The organism is Mycobacterium parascrofulaceum ATCC BAA-614, from assembly GCF_000164135.1.
GTDB classification, from domain to species: domain Bacteria; phylum Actinomycetota; class Actinomycetes; order Mycobacteriales; family Mycobacteriaceae; genus Mycobacterium; species Mycobacterium parascrofulaceum.
Genome location: NZ_GG770557.1, coordinates 230767 through 248148, shown reverse-complemented (window position 1 = coordinate 248148; position 17382 = coordinate 230767). Strand labels below are relative to the sequence as shown.

Annotated in this window: 17 protein-coding genes and 2 riboswitches; of the genes, 10 read left to right on the top strand and 7 right to left on the bottom strand. The window is 67.4% G+C overall.

Features of this window, described 5'->3' with window-relative positions:
- Positions 1-135 precede the first annotated feature (135 nt).
- Both HMPREF0591_RS34470 and HMPREF0591_RS22490 read left to right on the top strand, forming a co-directional pair.
- Positions 136-1266: a serine/threonine-protein kinase gene (locus HMPREF0591_RS34470; protein ID WP_040623639.1), complete on the top strand. Its 1131-nt coding sequence runs from the start codon at positions 136-138 to the stop codon at positions 1264-1266.
- Positions 1267-1367: 101 nt separating this feature from the next.
- A complete protein-coding gene (locus HMPREF0591_RS22490) occupies positions 1368-2786 on the top strand; it encodes a serine/threonine-protein kinase (RefSeq protein ID WP_007170977.1) in 1419 nt (472 codons plus the stop codon).
- Between the two features lie 42 nt (positions 2787-2828).
- Here HMPREF0591_RS22490 and HMPREF0591_RS22485 read toward each other — a convergent pair whose 3' ends face one another.
- Genes HMPREF0591_RS22485 through HMPREF0591_RS22475 form a run of 3 tightly spaced genes read right to left on the bottom strand, consistent with a single transcriptional unit; the run spans position 2829 to position 6163 of the window.
- Positions 2829-3833, bottom strand: coding sequence for an NAD-dependent epimerase/dehydratase family protein (locus tag HMPREF0591_RS22485; protein ID WP_007170976.1), 1005 nt, complete (start codon positions 3831-3833; stop codon positions 2829-2831).
- 51 nt (positions 3834-3884) lie between these two features.
- On the bottom strand, positions 3885-4886 hold the full coding sequence (locus tag HMPREF0591_RS22480) for a tocopherol cyclase family protein (protein ID WP_007170975.1): 1002 nt from the start codon (positions 4884-4886) through the stop codon (positions 3885-3887).
- Positions 4883-6163, bottom strand: coding sequence for a cytochrome P450 (locus HMPREF0591_RS22475; RefSeq protein ID WP_040623638.1), 1281 nt, complete (start codon positions 6161-6163; stop codon positions 4883-4885). The genes HMPREF0591_RS22480 and HMPREF0591_RS22475 overlap by 4 nt, the downstream gene beginning before the upstream one ends.
- Before the next feature lie 88 nt (positions 6164-6251).
- Between HMPREF0591_RS22475 and HMPREF0591_RS22470 the strand changes: the two genes are divergently transcribed.
- The 4 genes from HMPREF0591_RS22470 to HMPREF0591_RS22455 all read left to right on the top strand — a co-directional run bounded on the left by HMPREF0591_RS22470 (position 6252) and on the right by HMPREF0591_RS22455 (position 8569).
- Positions 6252-6704 (top strand): VOC family protein, encoded by a 453-nt coding sequence (locus HMPREF0591_RS22470; protein WP_007170973.1) that lies wholly within the window; start codon positions 6252-6254, stop codon positions 6702-6704.
- 270 nt (positions 6705-6974) lie between these two features.
- Positions 6975-7244 (top strand): type II toxin-antitoxin system Phd/YefM family antitoxin, encoded by a 270-nt coding sequence (locus tag HMPREF0591_RS22465; RefSeq protein WP_007170972.1) that lies wholly within the window; start codon positions 6975-6977, stop codon positions 7242-7244.
- A complete protein-coding gene (locus HMPREF0591_RS22460; protein ID WP_007170971.1) occupies positions 7241-7636 on the top strand; it encodes a type II toxin-antitoxin system VapC family toxin in 396 nt (131 codons plus the stop codon). The genes HMPREF0591_RS22465 and HMPREF0591_RS22460 overlap by 4 nt, the downstream gene beginning before the upstream one ends.
- A gap of 174 nt (positions 7637-7810) precedes the next feature.
- Entirely contained in the window at positions 7811-8569 is a 759-nt protein-coding gene (locus HMPREF0591_RS22455; protein WP_007170970.1) for an SCO6745 family protein, read from the top strand.
- Between the two features lie 123 nt (positions 8570-8692).
- Here the strand turns inward: HMPREF0591_RS22455 and HMPREF0591_RS22450 are convergent, their stop codons facing one another.
- The 4 genes from HMPREF0591_RS22450 to HMPREF0591_RS22440 form a co-directional block, all read right to left on the bottom strand.
- Positions 8693-9646 (bottom strand): hypothetical protein, encoded by a 954-nt coding sequence (locus tag HMPREF0591_RS22450; protein WP_244269070.1) that lies wholly within the window; start codon positions 9644-9646, stop codon positions 8693-8695.
- Between the two features lie 74 nt (positions 9647-9720).
- The gene (locus HMPREF0591_RS32550; RefSeq protein WP_157137554.1) at positions 9721-10200 is read right to left on the bottom strand and encodes a hypothetical protein; all 480 of its coding nucleotides are present in this window, start codon (positions 10198-10200) and stop codon (positions 9721-9723) included.
- A 31-nt stretch (positions 10201-10231) separates the two neighbouring features.
- Positions 10232-10345: riboswitch (SAM riboswitch) on the bottom strand.
- Positions 10346-10554: 209 nt separating this feature from the next.
- Complete coding sequence (locus tag HMPREF0591_RS22445; protein ID WP_007170967.1) at positions 10555-12279, bottom strand: ribonuclease H-like domain-containing protein; 1725 nt, start codon at positions 12277-12279, stop codon at positions 10555-10557.
- 48 nt (positions 12280-12327) lie between these two features.
- On the bottom strand, positions 12328-13221 hold the full coding sequence (locus HMPREF0591_RS22440) for a Helicase associated domain protein (protein WP_007170966.1): 894 nt from the start codon (positions 13219-13221) through the stop codon (positions 12328-12330).
- A gap of 173 nt (positions 13222-13394) precedes the next feature.
- A riboswitch (SAM riboswitch) is annotated at positions 13395-13504 on the top strand.
- Positions 13505-13529: 25 nt separating this feature from the next.
- Here HMPREF0591_RS22440 and HMPREF0591_RS22435 point away from each other — a divergent pair.
- The 4 genes from HMPREF0591_RS22435 to HMPREF0591_RS33520 form a co-directional block, all read left to right on the top strand.
- Positions 13530-14219, top strand: a complete 690-nt coding sequence (locus tag HMPREF0591_RS22435) for an ankyrin repeat domain-containing protein (protein ID WP_007170965.1) — start codon at positions 13530-13532, stop codon at positions 14217-14219.
- A gap of 92 nt (positions 14220-14311) precedes the next feature.
- The gene (locus HMPREF0591_RS22430; RefSeq protein ID WP_007170964.1) at positions 14312-15775 is read left to right on the top strand and encodes an ADP-ribosylglycohydrolase family protein; all 1464 of its coding nucleotides are present in this window, start codon (positions 14312-14314) and stop codon (positions 15773-15775) included.
- Between the two features lie 455 nt (positions 15776-16230).
- Complete coding sequence (locus HMPREF0591_RS32545) at positions 16231-16977, top strand: DUF6308 family protein (RefSeq protein WP_007170963.1); 747 nt, start codon at positions 16231-16233, stop codon at positions 16975-16977.
- A gap of 166 nt (positions 16978-17143) precedes the next feature.
- Positions 17144-17382, top strand: a 239-nt coding sequence (locus tag HMPREF0591_RS33520; protein WP_007170962.1) for a hypothetical protein, incomplete at its 3' end; no start/stop codon positions are given.

The following is a 17382-nucleotide window of genomic DNA, read 5'->3' as shown; positions in this document are numbered from 1 at the left end:
CGGTCCGTCGGCGTTTCGATTTCCCGGTCCGCGGTTATCCCCGACCCGCAGGGGGAGTCAGCATTCCGACAGGAGATCGACACGGACCTCCAAGGAACTCAGTCGCACCGCGGCCAGGGCAAGGGCGGACTGCCGCTGGCGGCGGGTGAGCGGCTGGGCGGCGGCCGGTACGAGCTGCGCGGCGTGCTCGGCCGCGGGGCGATGGCCGAGGTGCGCGACGGCTGGGACCTGAAGTTGCACCGGGCCGTCGCGATCAAGCTGCTCTATCCCGGCGTGGCCGACCGCCCGGACAGCCGCGTGCGGTTCGACACCGAGGCGCGCGCGGCCGCGCGGCTGACCGGCCCGCACGTCGTGGTGGTGCACGACGTCGGCGAGCACTACGGCCTGCCGTTCATCGTGATGGAACGCCTGCCGGGGGTGTCGCTGGCCGACCACATCGCCCGCGGCCCGCTGACCCCGGCGTTCGTGCACGCCGTCCTCGACGGCGTCCTGGACGCCCTGGCCGAGGCGCACCACGCCGGCGTCCTGCACCGCGACGTCAAACCCGGCAACATCCTGTTCACCGCGGCGGGCGAACCCAAGCTCGCCGATTTCGGCATCGCCAAGACGTCCGGCGCCGCCTACACCCGGGCGGGCGAGGTGGTCGGCAGCATGGCCTATCTGAGCCCCGAGCGGCTGACGTCCAAGCCGGCCACGGTGCTCGACGATCTGTACGCCGTCGGCGTGGTGGGCTACGAGGCGCTGACCGGGCGGCGGCCGTTCCCGCAGGAGGAGCTGGGCCCGCTGGCCCACGCGATCCTGCACGAGTCGCCGCCGCCGCTGGCCGCGCTGCGCCCCGACGTGCCCCCGGCCCTGGCCGCCGCGATCGAGCGCGCGATGGCCCGCGACCCGGCGTGGCGGTTCGGCCAGGCCGCCGCGATGCGCGCCGCGCTGGCCGGCGCCGGCCCCGGAGGGAGGCCTGTGCGCACCCGGGTGATGGCGGCGCCGCCGCCGGCCGTGCTCACCTACACGCCGGCCGCCGCGCCCCCGGAGAGTCCCCGCCGCAAGTGGTGGATCGCCGCGATCGTCGCCGCGTTCGCGCTGGCGCTCCTCCTGCTGGCGATCGACCCGCCGTTCTCGTCGCCACCGCCGCCGGCGCCGACGACGACCACCACCACGCCGACGCCGCCCCCGACCACGACGACCACCACTACGCCGACGGCGGAACCGGCGGTGCCACCGGGGCCGCCGCCGCACCCGGGCAAACACAAGGGCCACGGCGGCTGACGCCCGGTGCCGCCGCACGTGAGCCGCCGCACGTTAGGTGGGCGCCGAATTCGGGAACCCGCCGGACTGGACGTTTTTCACCTGGCGAAAAGGATTGCCGATTGACCTCGCGGCTTGACACCCGGTTCGGCCCCTACGAGCTGCGCTCGTTGATCGGCGAGGGCGCCACGGGCGAGGTCTACCGGGCGTACGACACGGTCAACGACCGGACGGTCGCGGTCAAGCTGGTGTCTGCCGAGGCCGCCGCCGAACCCGGCTTCGAGCACCGCTTTCGCCGGGAGTGTGGCCTCGCGCAGCGGGTGCGGGAGCCACACGTCATCCCGGTGCACGACTTCGGCTCGATCGACGGGGTGTTCTTCGTCGACATGCACCTGGTCGAGGGCGGCAGCCTCGGGGACCTCCTGCGCGAGCGCGGGGCGCTGGAACCGCCGCGGGCCGCGTCGATCGTCGCGCAGGTGGCGCGGGCGCTGGACGCCGCGCACGCCGCCGGGCTGGTGCACCTCGGGGTTCGGCCGGAGCACGTGCTGCTGACCCCGGATCACTTCGCGTACCTGGTGGGTTTCGGCATTCCCGACGCCTCTGGTGTGTACATGGCGCCCGAGCGGTTCACCACGGGCCGGGTCGGGCCGCAGACCGACGTGTACTCGCTGGCGTGCCTGCTTTACGAGTGCCTCACCGGGCAGCCGCCGTTCGAGGGTGATGCGGAGGAGCTGAAGCGGGCGCACATGCTGTCGCCGGCTCCGCGGCCCAGCATCATGCGCCGCGGCGTGGGCCGCGCGTTCGACGACGTGATCGCGTGGGGCATGGCCAAGCAGCGCTCGACGCGGTTCGCGTCAGCCGGGGAACTCGCGCGGGCGGCCAGCGAGGCGGTGTCCGAGGTGTACGAGCCTTTGGCGGTCGGCGCCGCCGCGCCGCCTCTCGGCACCCGGCCGTTCCAGGCGGTCTATCCGAACCCCGACGACACCGGCTTCAGCCCGTATCCGATTGACGAAGTGCCTGCACGCCCGCCGCATCGGCCTTGGGGCGGCCGGGTGCCGCTGGTGTTGACCGGGGCGGCGATCGCGCTGGTGATCGCCGGGTTCGTCGTGGCGGTCGTGTCTGCGTTCGTCGACCACGGCGCGCCGCCCGAGGCGTCCGATACCTCGCCCGCGCCGTCGAGCACGCCGCCGCCGAGGACGCCGACGCTGTCGGCCCCGGTGCGCGGCGCCGACGGGCTGGGGTTCGTCGGCGAGCCGGCCCGCTGCGACCCGGGGAACCCGCCGGCCGCGGTGGTGCGCACCGCAAAGTCGCTGGCCGTGGTGTGTGAAAGCCTCAGCGGCGACTACTACTACCGCGGCGAGCGCCTCCGCGACGGCGCCCACATCGAGCTGTCGAACGCGGAGCGCGTCGGGGACGGGTTCGACGTCACGAATCCGGTCAACGGCGTGCGCTACGAGGTGCGGCCGAACCGTCTGCGGATTTTCAGTGGCAGCCACGTCGATTCGTCGGAGCCGGTGCTGCAGTACGCGACGGCGTCGTAATCATCAGGGCCGCAGCGCGGCTCGCTTCGGCGGCTTCCGGCGTCACGGCCGGAACGGGGCTTCTCCTCCGCCGCGGGGCGCGAACGTCGCGATGATCGCCTCGCGCGGCGAGCGCCAGGTCACCCCGAGCTCGGCCAGGGTGCGGGAGTCATCGGTCGGTGTCGCCGCGGTGAGCAGTTGGGCCGCTTCGAAACTGAAGCCGGCCCCGAGCGGCAGTCGGTCCCCGACGGCGTCCGCGATCCTGCCCAGGGCCCGAAACAGTCCGCCGCTCAGGGGAACTCGTCTGATGTGGCGTCCGGAGCCGGCCTCGAGCGCGCCGATCATCTCGTCGAAGCTCAGCATCACGCCGCCGCACACGTACCTTTTGGGGCCGCGGCCGGGCCGCATCGAGGCGACATGCACCTCGGCGACGTCGCGCACGTCGACCATCATCATTCCGGCGTTCCGCAGCCGCGGGGCCACCCCCGCGCGGATGATCGGCGCCCAGCCCTGTTCGGTGATGCCGGGGGCCGTCGCCAAGGCCGGTCCGACCACGCTGGACGGATAGGTGATGACCACCGGCGCCCCCTCGTCTTGCAGCCGCCGGGCGGCGCGATCGGCGTAGCCCTTCGTCCTGGCGTAGGCCGACCTGCCCGAAGCGGTGGGGGTGTCCGGCCCGATCACCGCGACCGCCGGCGAGAACAGGGAGCTGTAGCTGTTGATCGTGACGATCGGGTCCAGCCCGCGGTCGTGGGCCTGCCGCAGGACCGACTCGGTCGCGAACGCGTTGATGTCCCACATCAGGTTCTCGCGCCGGTTGTCGGTCCCGACCACGCTGGCGGCGTGCAGCACGGCGTCACAGTCGTCCAGGAGGGTCGCCACGGTATCGGACTCGCGAACATCGCCGGTAAGGACCGTTATCGAGCCGGATTCGGAAAGCCCGCGCAGCAGTTCGGGATTGTCCCAGCCGGGCTCGGCCAGCAGCCGTACCTGATGGCCGGCGTTCAGTAGGCCACGGACGACGTGCGCACCGAGATACCCGGTGCCCCCAGTCACTGCGATCTGCATGAGTTCGTGACTCTACCGGGCGGTGACAGGTGGCACGGACCGTGAGTCGATCTATGCCGGCCGGCTGCCGACCTCCAGGCCGGCCAGCTCGCAGGTGCCGTCGAACACCACCCGGCCGTACTCCCTTACCCTGCAATGCAATCGGCCGGCGAGGTGCTCGAAGTCGGTGTCGATGTTGCGCCGCTGCGCGGGCAGCGGCACCGGTAGGACGTGCGGATCGGCGCGGGTGCCGTCGCCGTCCAGTTCGATCTGGTAGCGCAGTGTGCGTCCCCGTATGCGCCAGCGTCCGTCGCCGACGTCCGATCGCACGGGCGCCGGCGGGGTCACCCGGATGAGGCGGTCGCCGAGTCGCACGACGATTCCGGTGACGTCCCTGCGGATCGGGCCGAGCTGAAGAAGGCCGCCCGAGAAGGCGACCGAGACGTCGGCGGCGGGGAAATCGTGGGCCTGACCCCACCACCAGCGCTCGGGGAAGCCGGCACCCCAGTTGCGTTCCGCGTACAGCCGGGCGTCACTGAACGACCAGTTTCCCTCGCCGAATTTGACTGTGCCGGTCGCCTTTCCGCCGAGCCGGTAGGGATGCCAGTATTGGTTCAGAAACGGGACCGAAGCGAAGACGCCGCCTCCGCCAAAGGCCTTGGGCCAGTTGAACGGATCCGTGAAACGCAGATCGAGGTGGACGCCGTCGAGGTCGATCTGGAGCCGATCGGGGCTCGCCGCCAGGAGGCAGTCGGGAGCTGTTCCCGCGCGTACCGAGAAGGTGGACGATTCGGCGTGGGCGCCATCCACGGCCGCGGAGCGCACGACGCCGCCGGGGTGCAGCGCGACCGCCACGGTGGCCCAGTCGCCGTCGCGGTGCCGGTTCACGCTGCACAGCGCGACTACGACGCGACCGGAGGCGGCGTCGGTGAGGCGCCAGAACCAGCCCTCCATTTCGGTGCCGTGCGACGGCACGGGGTCGCCGAAGGGCAGGTCGGCGCCGGTGCGCCGATAGGCGTGGACCAATGGCTTGGCCGCGTTCGCGGCGATCCAGCGCAGGTAGGAGGCGGTCATCTGTTGTGTGTGGTTACTGGCATCTGGTCCCGCTTCGTTCCGGGGGTGAAGGTGACCGGCAGCGTGCCCAGCCCGGTCATGCTCGGGTTGCCGAGGTATTGCTGGACGTTTTCGACGTCGACTTGGTAGTCGGGGATGCGGTCGAGGACGGCTCTGACCATGACCTCGGCCATCAGGCGGGCGAGGTGGGAGCCGATGCAGCGGTGCGGGCCGAGCCCGAAGGCGACGTGACGGTTGGGTGCGCGGTCCAGGATGATTTGGTCGGGCTGTGGGAATTCTTTCTCGTCGTGGTTGGCCGACAGCCAGCTGATGACGACTCTGTCGTTCTTTCTCAGGAGTTGGCCGTCGAGGTCGACGTCGTGAGTGACTGTGCGGCTGAGGGTTTGGTTGACCGAGAAGTAGCGCAGGAATTCGTCGGTGGCGGTGCGGTAGAGCTCGGGGTGGTCGATGAGTTGTTGTCGCAGGTTTGGATGGGTGCCCAGGTGGTGGAGTGTTAGTGCGGTCTGGGAGGTGGTGGTGTCGACGCCGCCGCCGATGAGGTTCCAGAGGATGTTGAGCAGTTGTTCGTCGGTGAGGCGGTGGCCGTCGAACTCGAACTGAAGCAGGAAGCTGGTGAGGTCGTCGGTCGGTTTGGCCCGCCGGCCGGCCGCGTACTCGAGGACCTCTTCCATCATCTTGGGGACCTTGGCGATGGCGTCGAGGTACTCCGGGCTGTCCTGCGGGACGGCCATGACGGAGTGGAAGAGATTCGCGTAGAGGTGCCAGTTGTCGAGGGGCAGGCCCATCAGCTTCATGGTGAGGATGGCCGGGACCGGGCTGGCGTAGTCCAGGACGAGGTCCATCCGCCCGTCTTCGATCTTGTGGTCGAGGAACTCATGGGCTTTCTGTTCCATGAACGGCTTGAGTTTCTGGACGGCGCCGGGGGAGAAGAACGGGGCCAGCGCGTGGCGGAGGGCCTGGTGGTAGGGGCCGTCGACCTCGCCGATGCCCAGGGCCGGCTGGCCTTCGGGGCGCGGGACGCCCATCTCGCCCTGGTAGTCGACGCCGTCTGGGGCGTGGGGCTCGTACTTGTGGGCGAAGGTGTCGCCGTCTCTGGCCGTCCGGCTGACCGCGTCGTAGCTGCTGAGGAACCAGAAGCCGCCGTAGTTCTCGTTCCAGGCGACCGGGCATTTTTGTCGCAGCTCGGCGTTGATGGCGTTTTCGTTGAGGTTGAACGCGTCGGAGTGGTGGTCGAAGTCGACGATGGCGTCGTCGGTGACGTCGGGTCGGGTTGTCATCTGGTCGGTCCTCCACCGCGCCGGGCGCTCGGCTATCTGCACTATCTTTGCATTATTACGCTCTTGGGTTCCGTCGAGAAAGGCCGCGATGAGTAGTCACCGGACGACCTTCAACCATGTCGGATTGTGTGTCTCCGATCGCGAGCGGTCGCGGCGGTTCTACGAGAACGTGCTGGGGTTTCGGTTTTGGTGGGAGCTGGATCCGCCCGACGGCCCCACCGCCAAGCTCGTCCAGCTTCCGGAGCCGCTCGGGGTCCATGCGACGTACTTGGTGCGCGACGGGTTTGTGCTCGAACTCATGGACTACTCGAAGCGTCAGGTTCGTGTTGGCGGGGAGCGCGTCATGGATCAGGTTGGGCTGACGCACATCTCGTTCTCGGTGTCCGATCTTCCTAGGGCGTTGGCTCGAGTGGCTGAGTTCGGGGGAGTCGTGGTTGATGGGACGGTGACCGAGGCGATGGCGATGATCCGGGATCCGGATGGGCAGCTGCTGGAGCTGCTTTCGGATGGGTGGCTGTCGGCGTTGCCGCCTCGGCCGTAAAACGGGCGGCCGGGCGCAACTCCCCGCCGCCGAGGATGCCACGCGAATGGCGAAGCGGCTGAGCATCTCGCCGAGGTAGCTGATGGTCGAGGCAGCGGCCCCGGGGTTGGCCGCCAGCCGCGCAGTGCCGCAACTGAACTCGAAGATGCGTCCGATCTCCGGTCGTAGACATGGCGGGCGTGGCTGAGGGTACCGCCGCACGTGGCCCGCCTAGAGTGGGTGGCCAGTTCAGGCTAACGCGGGGAACTAAATAGTGCTACCGTGTAGCACATGGAAAGGATCGGCGTCCGCGAGCTCCGGCAGCATGCGAGCCGCTACCTGGCCAAGGTGACCGCCAGTGGAGATTTCATCGAAATTACCGAGCACGGGCGTCCGATCGCCCGGCTCGTCCCCATTACCGACGATCCGTGGGCGGACATGGTCGCTGCCGGGGAAATCACGCCGGCCGCAGGTGGCGGCAGCGTTCGGGACATGGAGCCCATCGCAAGTGATTTCGACGCCTCGGGAGAACTCGCCGACCTGCGCGCCGCGGAGCGATGAAGACGTACCTCGACACCTCGGCACTGGTCAAACTCGTTGTCGCCGAAGATGAGTCGACGGCTCTGCAAGAGTACCTGCGTGCGGTCGCTGCCGACACGCTCTTCACCGCGGCACTTGCCAGAACGGAGCTCATCCGCGCGGTCTCCGGCGCCGGGGCCGGGGCGGTATCTCAAGCTCGCCGCATCCTGGACCAGCTTGACACCATCAACCTCACGCGGGGTCTGCTCGACGCTGCCGCCGACTTGCGCCCGGCCCGCCTGCGCACGCTCGACGCCATCCATCTCGCCGCAGCCCAACGGGCCGGAACGGATTTGCGCGCAGTTGTCACCTATGACACTCGTATGGCGGCAGCGGCCGCCGATTTGGGCATCGTCATCGAAGCGCCGGCGTAACGCGAGCTCGGCGGACAAGCGCGCGGAGGGCTAGCGGCTGCTCGAGAAGTGCCGGCGTCTGGCGCTTGGAGAGCCGCCGGTGTCAGCGTGGGCACTGTCGAGCGCCAGGAGTAGCGTCGACCCACGCAACATGGGACATGGGCACGACCCAAACGCCTGACAAGGAGAAAAGCCATGAGCCACAACGAGGTGCTCGAGGCCGCCATCGCGGCGGGTTTGCCCATCGAACAAGCGGTCGCGGTGTTCATGCTGCACCCCGAGACCCTCGCCGAAAGCACCGCGGCCGGATACCAGAACCCGATCGCCGGGTACGTCGCCGGCCGCGGCGGAGTGCTGGGGGAAGCCACCGCCGTCACGGTCACGTCGGTGTTCGTGGTGTTCGAGCCCAACCTCCTGTGGGGCCTGTGGGAGGAAGGCGTCGCGGTACGCGGGGCGGCCGCGGCGGCCGAGCTGTACTGGCAACAGATCGCCGGCTTCGGCCGTAGACATCTGGCCGGCGCCGCAGGCCTGGACCGCATCGCGGCGCTGGGGGAGAAGATCATCGCGGCGGCACCGGACGCGGGCCTGCCGCTGTATGCCGGATGGCGCACGATGCCGCTGGCCGACGACGCGCCCGCGCGGGCGCTGCAGGTCATGCAAATCCTGCGGGAGCTGCGTGGCGGTGTGCATTTCAACGCCCTCACCATTTCGGGTATCACCCCCGTCGAAGCGCACATGCTCAACAAGGGCCGCCAGTACGCCGCGATGTTCGGCTGGCCGGAGCCGTTGGCCGACGGCGCGGACAAGAGGGAGCGTTACGCCGAGGTCGAGGAGGCGACCAACCGCCGGATGGCCGAGATTTTCGCGGATGCGCTCACTCCAGATGAGGCCGACGAACTCGCCCGGCTCAGCGCCGGCGTTTTGAAGTCGCTGAAGGCTAGCGCCGCGACCTGAACGGCCAACCGATTGGCGCGATCCAAGCGGGGATTCCACGCATTGAGGCCGTCATCGTAGGCCGGATGGGTTGTCGTCCAGCTGAATCCGGCTGTCTGACCCAAGCACTCGGCGCGGTCGGGGTCAGACGGTTGGCATCGTCACGCCGGGTGGCGCGGAGACTTCCACCGTGGTGCCGGCGGCCGGGGGCTGATTGCGAAAAACCACTAAGGTCCCGGGTGCGTCGGTGTTCGACAGAGCAACGTCGAGCGACAACCGCGAATTATCCTCGGCGAGTTGTAGATTGAGGTACACGTAGGACCGGCGATCCTCGTGGCACTGGGTGACGAACTGTTCGGCAAGGTGTTGGCCCTCGTCAATCGTGGACGGGAGCGCGGCGACATCTTGCGGTCGGCCTTCAATGCGCTCCATGATCTCGAGCGCCATGAGTTGCGGTCCGACGACGCGCAAGCCGGCCGCTCGGAAGACTTCAGGCACGTAGGTGAGCATCTCGGCGAGGTCGGCTTCTGACTCGGTGTTGTCGATGACGTAGTTCAGCACAAATTCGCGCTCGGTGAACTCGCGCATGAACACGCCCGCACTGCCGGCGATGTAGTCGGCGACGCCCGATGACCAGCGGAATTCGCGGAAGAATGACTTGTAGAGATCTTCGACCATGAATACGGCCGTTGCGACGAGCCAGCTGTCGTCGAGTGTCCGAACGAGGGTGCGCACCCGGTCGCCGAGCTCCTCCAGCGAGCGCGCCCGGTCGGGCGGGGTAAGGGCCTCGAGCCGGTCAGCGCCCGCGATGATCGCCTTGCTTCGGTAGTCCCACACGTGAGCGAGGGTGGGGAAGTCCCAGTCGGCAGAGGTCGGTTCGCTCGGGCTGTTCATGTTGCTCCTTGCGTCGTGCTCTTCGAGTGGGGCCGATTGCTGTTTTGCTGGGTCTTTCGCCTGTCGGCTATGTGGCCCGTAAGAAGCCACCGTAATTCGCGTTTTACGTCCCCGGGCATTTTGGCCGAGGTCGGTGTTGATGGCCAGTTCGTGAAGGTTGAAGGCCGGAGTGGTGGTCGAAGTCGACTTGGCGTGTTTGGCCATTGGCCATTTCCGCCTACCTGGGCGGCCGGATCGACCGGGCTGGTAGGCGTTCGCACGACTCCACAGCCGACCGCTCACTTCCTCTTGCGTAACCGCTTTGGCAGCCCTGCCGCATAGCGCGTCGTCATGCGCAGGGGCGGCACATTCGTCGGTGCCGGCATGCGAGGAACAAGGTGGTCAGGGTTGGTAGTGCGGGTAACGGAGCAGCCGCGCTTTTCGTGTGCGGCCGCGAGGCTGAATTCGTTGCTCGCCCCGTCGACGAGCGTCCCGGTCGGCACCACGAGGAGGTGCCAACGCGGTTCCCACCTTGCCGATCCGCCCGAGTGCCGCAGCGCGGTATGGACCAGGGCCGGACGGTGATTCCACGCCACCACGCACAAGCCATTGCCCTCCAGCACCACCACACCGTCGTCATCGACGGATGCGGTCACTGGGATCACGGGTCCCGGGGCCCGGACCGAGAGCTTGTGCTGGATCCAGTGCACCCAATGCCCTGGGGCATACAAATCGCAGTGTTTGTCGGTGCCGGCGAGGCTCCACCAAATCTCGGACACGAAGACTCCTTGATGCCGAGCCTCCGCAGGGGAGGCGCTCTTGCCCGCACCGGTTTGGCGTAAGGCCGCTTCGTCATCCGAGCCACCCACGAGCGTGGGGTTGGCGTGCCGTCCAGTCGGAGCTTGGCGACGGCATCTCGTGAAGCAAGATCGAGGTTACATTGGCCGACCGACATGCGGACGCCGTGAGCACCGTCGGGTCAAACTTGCGGATGTCGATGGCGGTTCGGCCGGTTACCCCCGTCGGGGGTACGGTTCGACTACCCCCGTTGGGGGTCTGGGTGGTTACCCCCGCTGGGGGTGTAGATGGTGACCCCGCCGCGGGGTGCGGGAATCTCCGACGGCAGCCGCCGCTCAGTCGCTTGGCCGCCAGGTCCGCATGCCGTCCCGGATGGCGGCCATCGCCGCGGTGTCGTCCTCGTTGTAGGAGAGCAGCCACTGTTTGGCTGCGGCAATGTCATTGGGTTCGGTGGAGGTGTGCACCTGGGCCAGGTAGGTCTGCGAGACGGCGCCGCCCGGGTCGTCGACACGCCATTCGAACCCGAAAAGCGGGGCGACCTTCTTGATGCTGGATCCGCGCAACGACATGAAGTTGGCCGCGAACACCTTCTCCACATCCACGAACACCCCCGTGTCGGAGTTGGTGAGGTCGTCGACTTCGGCGGTCCCGAGGATACTGTTCAACTTGGACCATTCGGGGTGCGACCAGTGGAAGACCCGTAGCGTTTCGCCGGCGGATTCGACCGCGGTCCGTTGCGCGCGCAGCCACGCGGCGAACCGCGCGGCCAGCGCTCGTTCGGCCTGGTCGTCCAGCGGCTCCCAGTCCGTGAAGTCGCTGATGTAACGCGCGCTTGACTCGTCGGTGCCCCGCCGGACGCGGACGCCCCACATGTAAACCCGGTTGTTGAGGTCGTACTCGACGTCGAGGTCGATCTCGACGTCGGCGACCGGGACCTCGACGGGGCCGTCGCCGTTGCGCTTGAGATCGACTCCGCGGCAAATCATCTCCGCGCGCTCGACGGCCGCCGCCAGCCGTTTGCGCGCATTCTCGGGCGACAGGTGGGTGACCTCAACGACGTACTCGTCGAAAAAAGTCGGGTCGTCGGGATCGACCGTCGATAAGGCTTCCGTCGTGGTGACGCCCATGCTCCGCAACGTCAACCACTCCCGGGTGCCGAGCCGGCCGATGGTGATCGCGACCGAGGGGTCCTCGCGGCCCATTTGATCGGCACACCACTGCTCGTAGGGGCAAGTCCTGCACTCCTCCTGGCCGATGGGTTCGACGAGCGGGGTCGGGTCGGCGTCGGAACCCGTAATGCGGCAAGCGTTCTCGGCGACCTTCAACCGGAAGCCCTGCTCGTGGTCGTAACGCTCGAGCAGCGAGCGGCGCTTCTTGCCCTGGCTGCGGGAAAAGGTCTGAAATAGCGGCTCCTGCAGGTCGTGCCAGACGAATACCAGGCCCGGACTGTCACCTGCCGTCACCGCGACCGCGCTGGTGCCCAGCACCGCGCCCCATAGCAGTTCCGGGCCGGGATGGTGATCGCATGCCTGCAGCATGCGGGTGTAGTGGGCCAACTGCATGCCGTCCTCATACCGATGCGACGTCGCGGTCCACCCGCTCGCCTTGCGCCGCCGGTCGGGGGACTTAGGCGCGGACAGGACCGCCGTCGTGGTCTTGCGCGGCTCGACGGTCGCGTGATGCTTCACGTCGGCGGGAAGGTAGCCGCCGGCGACTCGGATCAACAGGTCGGGACGTCCGGTGCGCCCCCCGGCGACGTCGTCGGGAAGCCACCCGCCCAACACCAGCGGCGCACCGGACTCCATGGCGTCCACGGTCGCCGCGATCGCGTCGGCCTTGGCCAGTTGCGCGGCTACGGTGATCGCGGCCGGATGCAGAGCTGCCAGCTCGTCGAATACCTTGCGTTCGAACGTCAGACCGGCATCCAGCCGTGCCTGGATCTCCGGCGAGGGAACCCAATTGAGGGTCGGCACGAGCGGTGAGTAGTTGTTCTGCACGCGCACCGGGCATCGCTTCGCCGCGTACGCGTTAAGCAGGATGTGCTCGCTATCGCCCGCCACCGCTCCATCATCGCAGCACGGTCGGACATCAACGGCCCGAAAGAGGTGTCAGATCGTGCGTGGCGTTGCGGAGGTGCGCCGGGATCGCGGGCCCCACGTCCAGCCGGGCAACGCCTCGAGTCGCATCGCGCGGTTCGGGTCGAGTGTGCCTTGGGCGAAGCGGTTGCGTTGGTCGACGACCCAGGCGCCGAGCGGGCCCCCGTCGGGGGAGACGTGTGAGCGGGGAACGCGTGCATCGCCGTGGCGGCGGACGTAACCCAGGAGCTCACCGAAATGGTCCTGCCATTGCTCGTCGTCGGAGCGGGTTGCGGTCCGCGGCCGTGTCCCGCGGTCGTCGTCGGCGTCGTCTTTGAACCATCGGTAATGGGCGGGCTGGAGTTCGTCGGCACTGACGAGGATGCCGTCGTTGACCGCCCGTAGCAGTTGGCGTTTGAGCCTCTCGTCGGTCCGGGTGGTGGTGATGGCGACGTTCAGCGTCTGCGGGTTGTCGTACTCGACGTCGTCGGGGGAGACGCGGTGGCGAAACGATTCGGCGACCTCGTGGACGCGGTCTTCCAGCCGATCTCCGCCCAGGCAGTCGGGGTTTCGTCGGACGAAGTCGACGACCGGGTCCACCGATCGCAGCATCGTGACCAGGGCAGCCCGGCTTTCCTCCATCGACCGGGAAAGGTCGCGCAGGTAGGCGTCGAGGTCTGCCGTCGGAGCCAGGTCGTCGAGTCCGAACCTCAGTTCGCGGGCGATGGCGAGGGCTTCGCTGAGTCGCGGCTCCCGCTGGCCGGCCTCGATGCGGGTGATCGCCGAGGTGTCGAGCGAGTTGCCGAGGCGGTCACACAGCTGCTGCTGCGTCAGCCCCGCGCGTAGCCGTGCCGATTTGGCCCGGTCGCCGAAGGCGCTGCCAACGTCGGCCCTGCGCGCCGAGACTTCGCGTTCAGAGGGCTGCATAGTCGCAGCATACACTGCGCTGTTGCAGATAGCCTGGATGGAATGCTACTGTTATGCCACAGTTACCACTGCAACAGCGCAGTGGCTTCCGAAACGGATGCAGGACCAGTGCAGGTAAAAGGGTCGGCCCGACGCGCGTCGAGTTGTCGGTGCCCCGCTCTAATCTGACATTGCTTCATGAGTCGCCGTCGCCAAGCTCCGACTCGACGGCGCGCCAACCCCACGCTCGTGGGCTCCGACGACGAAGCGTCCTGGCACCGGCCGTTGCCGGCACGAGCGCCCCACGGGGGCGAAGGAAGGCGGTCCACATGATGTCCTACAGCGAGATCATTCGAGGCGCCCGCCCGTGGCAGGGCGTGTTGGACCCCTCCGTCATGGCCGACGAGCTGGTCAGCGTCGGTCACCGGCTCGCCGACGCCGCCAAGACCGGAGACTGGCCCACGGTGATGACGGTGCTCGACCACGAGTGGAGCTGGCTGGTGATCAACCAGTGGCGGCCGGGCGGGCCGGCGTGGTTCACCGCGTTGCACCAGGCCGCCTGGCACGGTGCGCCGGCCGAGGTCGTCACCGAACTCATCGATCGCGGCGCGCTGCGGTCGCTTCGGGACGCCAAGGGGCGCACCGCATTCGACGTGGTAGCCGAACACAGCCGCAAACCCGCGCTGCTGGATCTGCTGCGCCCGCCGCGCTCACCGCTGGATCAGGAGCAGACCCGGGCGCTTGACGCGCGACTGGCCGAGCTCATCGACGGACGCATTCGCGGCCGGGTTTTCGACGGCGACCTACGGAAGGCGCTGCGCTACCCGCCGGTCGAGGTCCTGCACGAGTTGCCGGGTCAGCGGGTGTGGTTTCCGATCCCCGGCAAGTACGCGTTCCACGTCGAGCTGCAGCGCGGGGGCCTCGAGGTCAAGAGCTGGTGCGGCTTCGTCGAAGGGTCGGGTCAGGCGCACCTGGTAACGCCTGAAGGCTCGGTTCTTGTCGACGACGGCTTCGTCTGACGCGTACGGGGACGGCGGTCGCGCCCGCCAAAGACCTATCTGGCTCTTTATTCAATCAACCATGCGCGCACGCGCAACGAGGGAGGCTATATATGGCTTTGACTGCGGCACAACGTGACCGGGCCTGCGGTGCCCTGCTTGGCTGCGCCGCCGGGGATGCCCTGGGCGCCGGCTATGAGTTCGCGTCGCCGCTGGGACCCGATGTCCCGGTCGACATGATCGGCGGCGGACTCGGACCCTTCGCGCCCGGCGAGTGGACCGACGACACGTCGATGGCCATCGCGATCGCCGAGACCGCGGCCACCGGAGCCGATTTGCGTGACGAGAAGGCACAAGACGAGATTGTCGAGCGCTGGCACTCGTGGGCCCAGACCGCTCCGGACGTCGGCAATCAGACTCGCTCGGTGCTGTCCGCCGCGGGTCGGCGAGGACTCACGGCGCAAAGCGCCCGCGACGCGTCGGCAGCGCTGCACGAGCGCACCGGCCACACCGCCGGCAATGGCTCGCTGATGCGCCCCGCCCCGGTGGCCCTGGCCTACCTGGACGACGAGGCGGCGCTAGTCGAGGCCGCGCGTGCTATCGGTGTGTTGACGCACCATGACCCCGACGCCGGTGATGCTTGCGTGCTGTGGTGCACCACTATCCGTCGCGCGGTACGGACCGGCGAGCTCGACGCGCGGGCTGGATTGCGGCACATCCCGATTGAACGCCGCGAGCTGTGGGCGTCGCGGTTGGACGAAGCCGAGGCATCGCCGCCGGCGGCGTTCGCCGCCAAGAACGGCTGGGTGGTCGCGGCGCTGCAGGGGGCGTTGTCGGCGATCGTGCATACCCCGGAGCCGACGGAGAATCCTGCCGCGGAGGTGTTCCGGGCCGACCGTCTGCGGCTGGCGCTGGAGACGGCGGTCCGCGGCGGCGGTGACACTGACACCGTCGCGGCCATCTCCGGAGCGCTCCTCGGCGCCGCCTACGGGGCCTCCGCGGTGCCCTCGCGCTGGCGATTGATGCTGCAGGGTTGGCCGGGACTTACCACCCGCGGCCTGATTCAACTGGCCGACAAGGTCATCGACCACGGCCGGCCGGACACGTTCGACTACACCTACAGCGGTTTCCCCGAAGCGCGTAAACCAGTGCGTCACCCCCACGACGACAACGTGTGGATCGGTGGCGTTGCGGGGCTGCGCAGCCTGCCCGAAGAGGTCGATGCGATTGTGTCGCTGTGCCGGGTCGCTGACGAATACTTACCTGCCGGTTTGCAGCACCTCGATGTACGCCTCATCGACCGGGTGGGGGAGAACGACCATCTCGACTTCGTGCTGCTCGACACCGTGCGGGCGATCGAGCAACTGCGGGCTGGAGGCCGGACGGTGTTCGTGCACTGCGTCCAGGCGGCCAGTCGCACGCCGACTATCGCTGCGCTATATAGAACTCGTCTGAAGGCTGTGGACAGCGACCGGGCGCTGCGCGACGTGGCAACGGTACTGCCGGGCGCCGACCCGAATTGCGAATTCCGCGGAGCGCTGAAGCGACTGCACTTTCAACCGAGAGGCGCATCGTGATAGGGGTTTCGTTGACCGACACGGCTGGTTCAGTGGGTCAGCACGAGCGAACGGCTATTTGTGCAGGCGAAAGCTAAAGCTGCTCGGAGACCGCGCAGTCTGGAGTCCTGGCAAACGATGTTCTGCGCAGTGAGCGCAGGCGGGCACCGGAATCATTCCGCCCGGCACCCCGTGAGATCCCTCGCTCGACGGCAAACTGCCGGTTCGGTTGCCGTCCTCCTGAGCCTGGTGAGGGCGCTACCAACAGCGGATGCCGAGCGGAATCTCCTCCGATGTCGAGATCACCCGAAACAGCAGACAAAGGCCGGGCGCCGTAGGATCATGATGCATTGGCGATGCAGTTGCTATGAGCCAGTCGGAGCACTCTTGCGGTGGCGTGTGGTATCCGGGATCACTGCACTCGTATTTCGATAGTTGATAAGCAAGCGTGATTCTCGAGAGGTGGTACCCACCTAATGACGCTCGAAGAATTCTCCGTCAGATTGCTGCAAAAAGGGCCGACCCCGGAACAGACCGAACATGCGGTCCTCGAGACGGAGCGAGCGCTCAATGACAGGCAAGCAGCCCATTGGCTGCACACCTACTACTCCGAAACGGGAAACTACGCCGGGAGCACGTTCCTCACGCTTGAGCCGATCGAACCTTTCCGTGTGACTCCAACAGATCTGTTCGCGGCAAGCCTGCTCAGCGTCAAGATACATCCGAGCGCAACTCGGAGGATTCTTTCGAAGGAGCTGCAGGACCGCCTGACTGAGCTTCTTCGCGCCATCCCTCCGGCAGCCGATCTGGCGACCGCCGACCTGAAGGTGTGGCGCGCGGCAGACGAACTCTATCAAACTTGCAAATATGCATTTGGCAAGAATCCGTGGGTTACTGCGTCCAAGCTTTGTTCCCGAAAGCGTCCGCAGTTTTTCCCTGTTCGCGATGAAGTGGTGACTATTAAGCGATTGGGCGCCGGAAAGGACCGGCTGACTGACTGGCAAGTCTATAAGCACCTCATGAAGACCGGGCCCATAGTTGAAAGACTGCATCAGCTGGAACGTGAGGTTTGTGCCCGCAGTGGTGTGCTGGCTTTAGATCCACCACTGAGGATTCTCGACGTACTGCTCTGGATGTCCACTCCAAAAGCGACTGACGAGGCTCGGCGGCTGCTGGATGGACAAGACCCCAGCAATTCAACACGCACACTGAAATTCGAGTGAACTGGAGGACCGGGCAACCGGTCGAGCACGAGAACACGCCACAACGGCAACAGTACGCACGATTCGGAGGCAATCATTGTCTGGAGCTCTACCGCAACTAGACCCCGTCGAAGGAATCCTGGCTGTCCTCGAACGCGGGTCTGCCACCGGCACAAACAAATTTGGCTTGCTGCTTGCCCTCATCGATCTCGCGCCCTCGGTCGCCAGTGACGCCATCCTATCGGTGTCGCGAATTGCCGAAAAGCTCATTGAGCTGCACTGGGACCACGCTCGACCGTATAGCGACGCACCGCTACGTCAGGTCAGGAGCCCAAATCGGGAGAACACAACGCTTCTTCTCGAGACCATGAAGCTCCACAACGTCGTTGGTTCGGGTATGGCCTTCGAACAGGCATGCACCAAGTT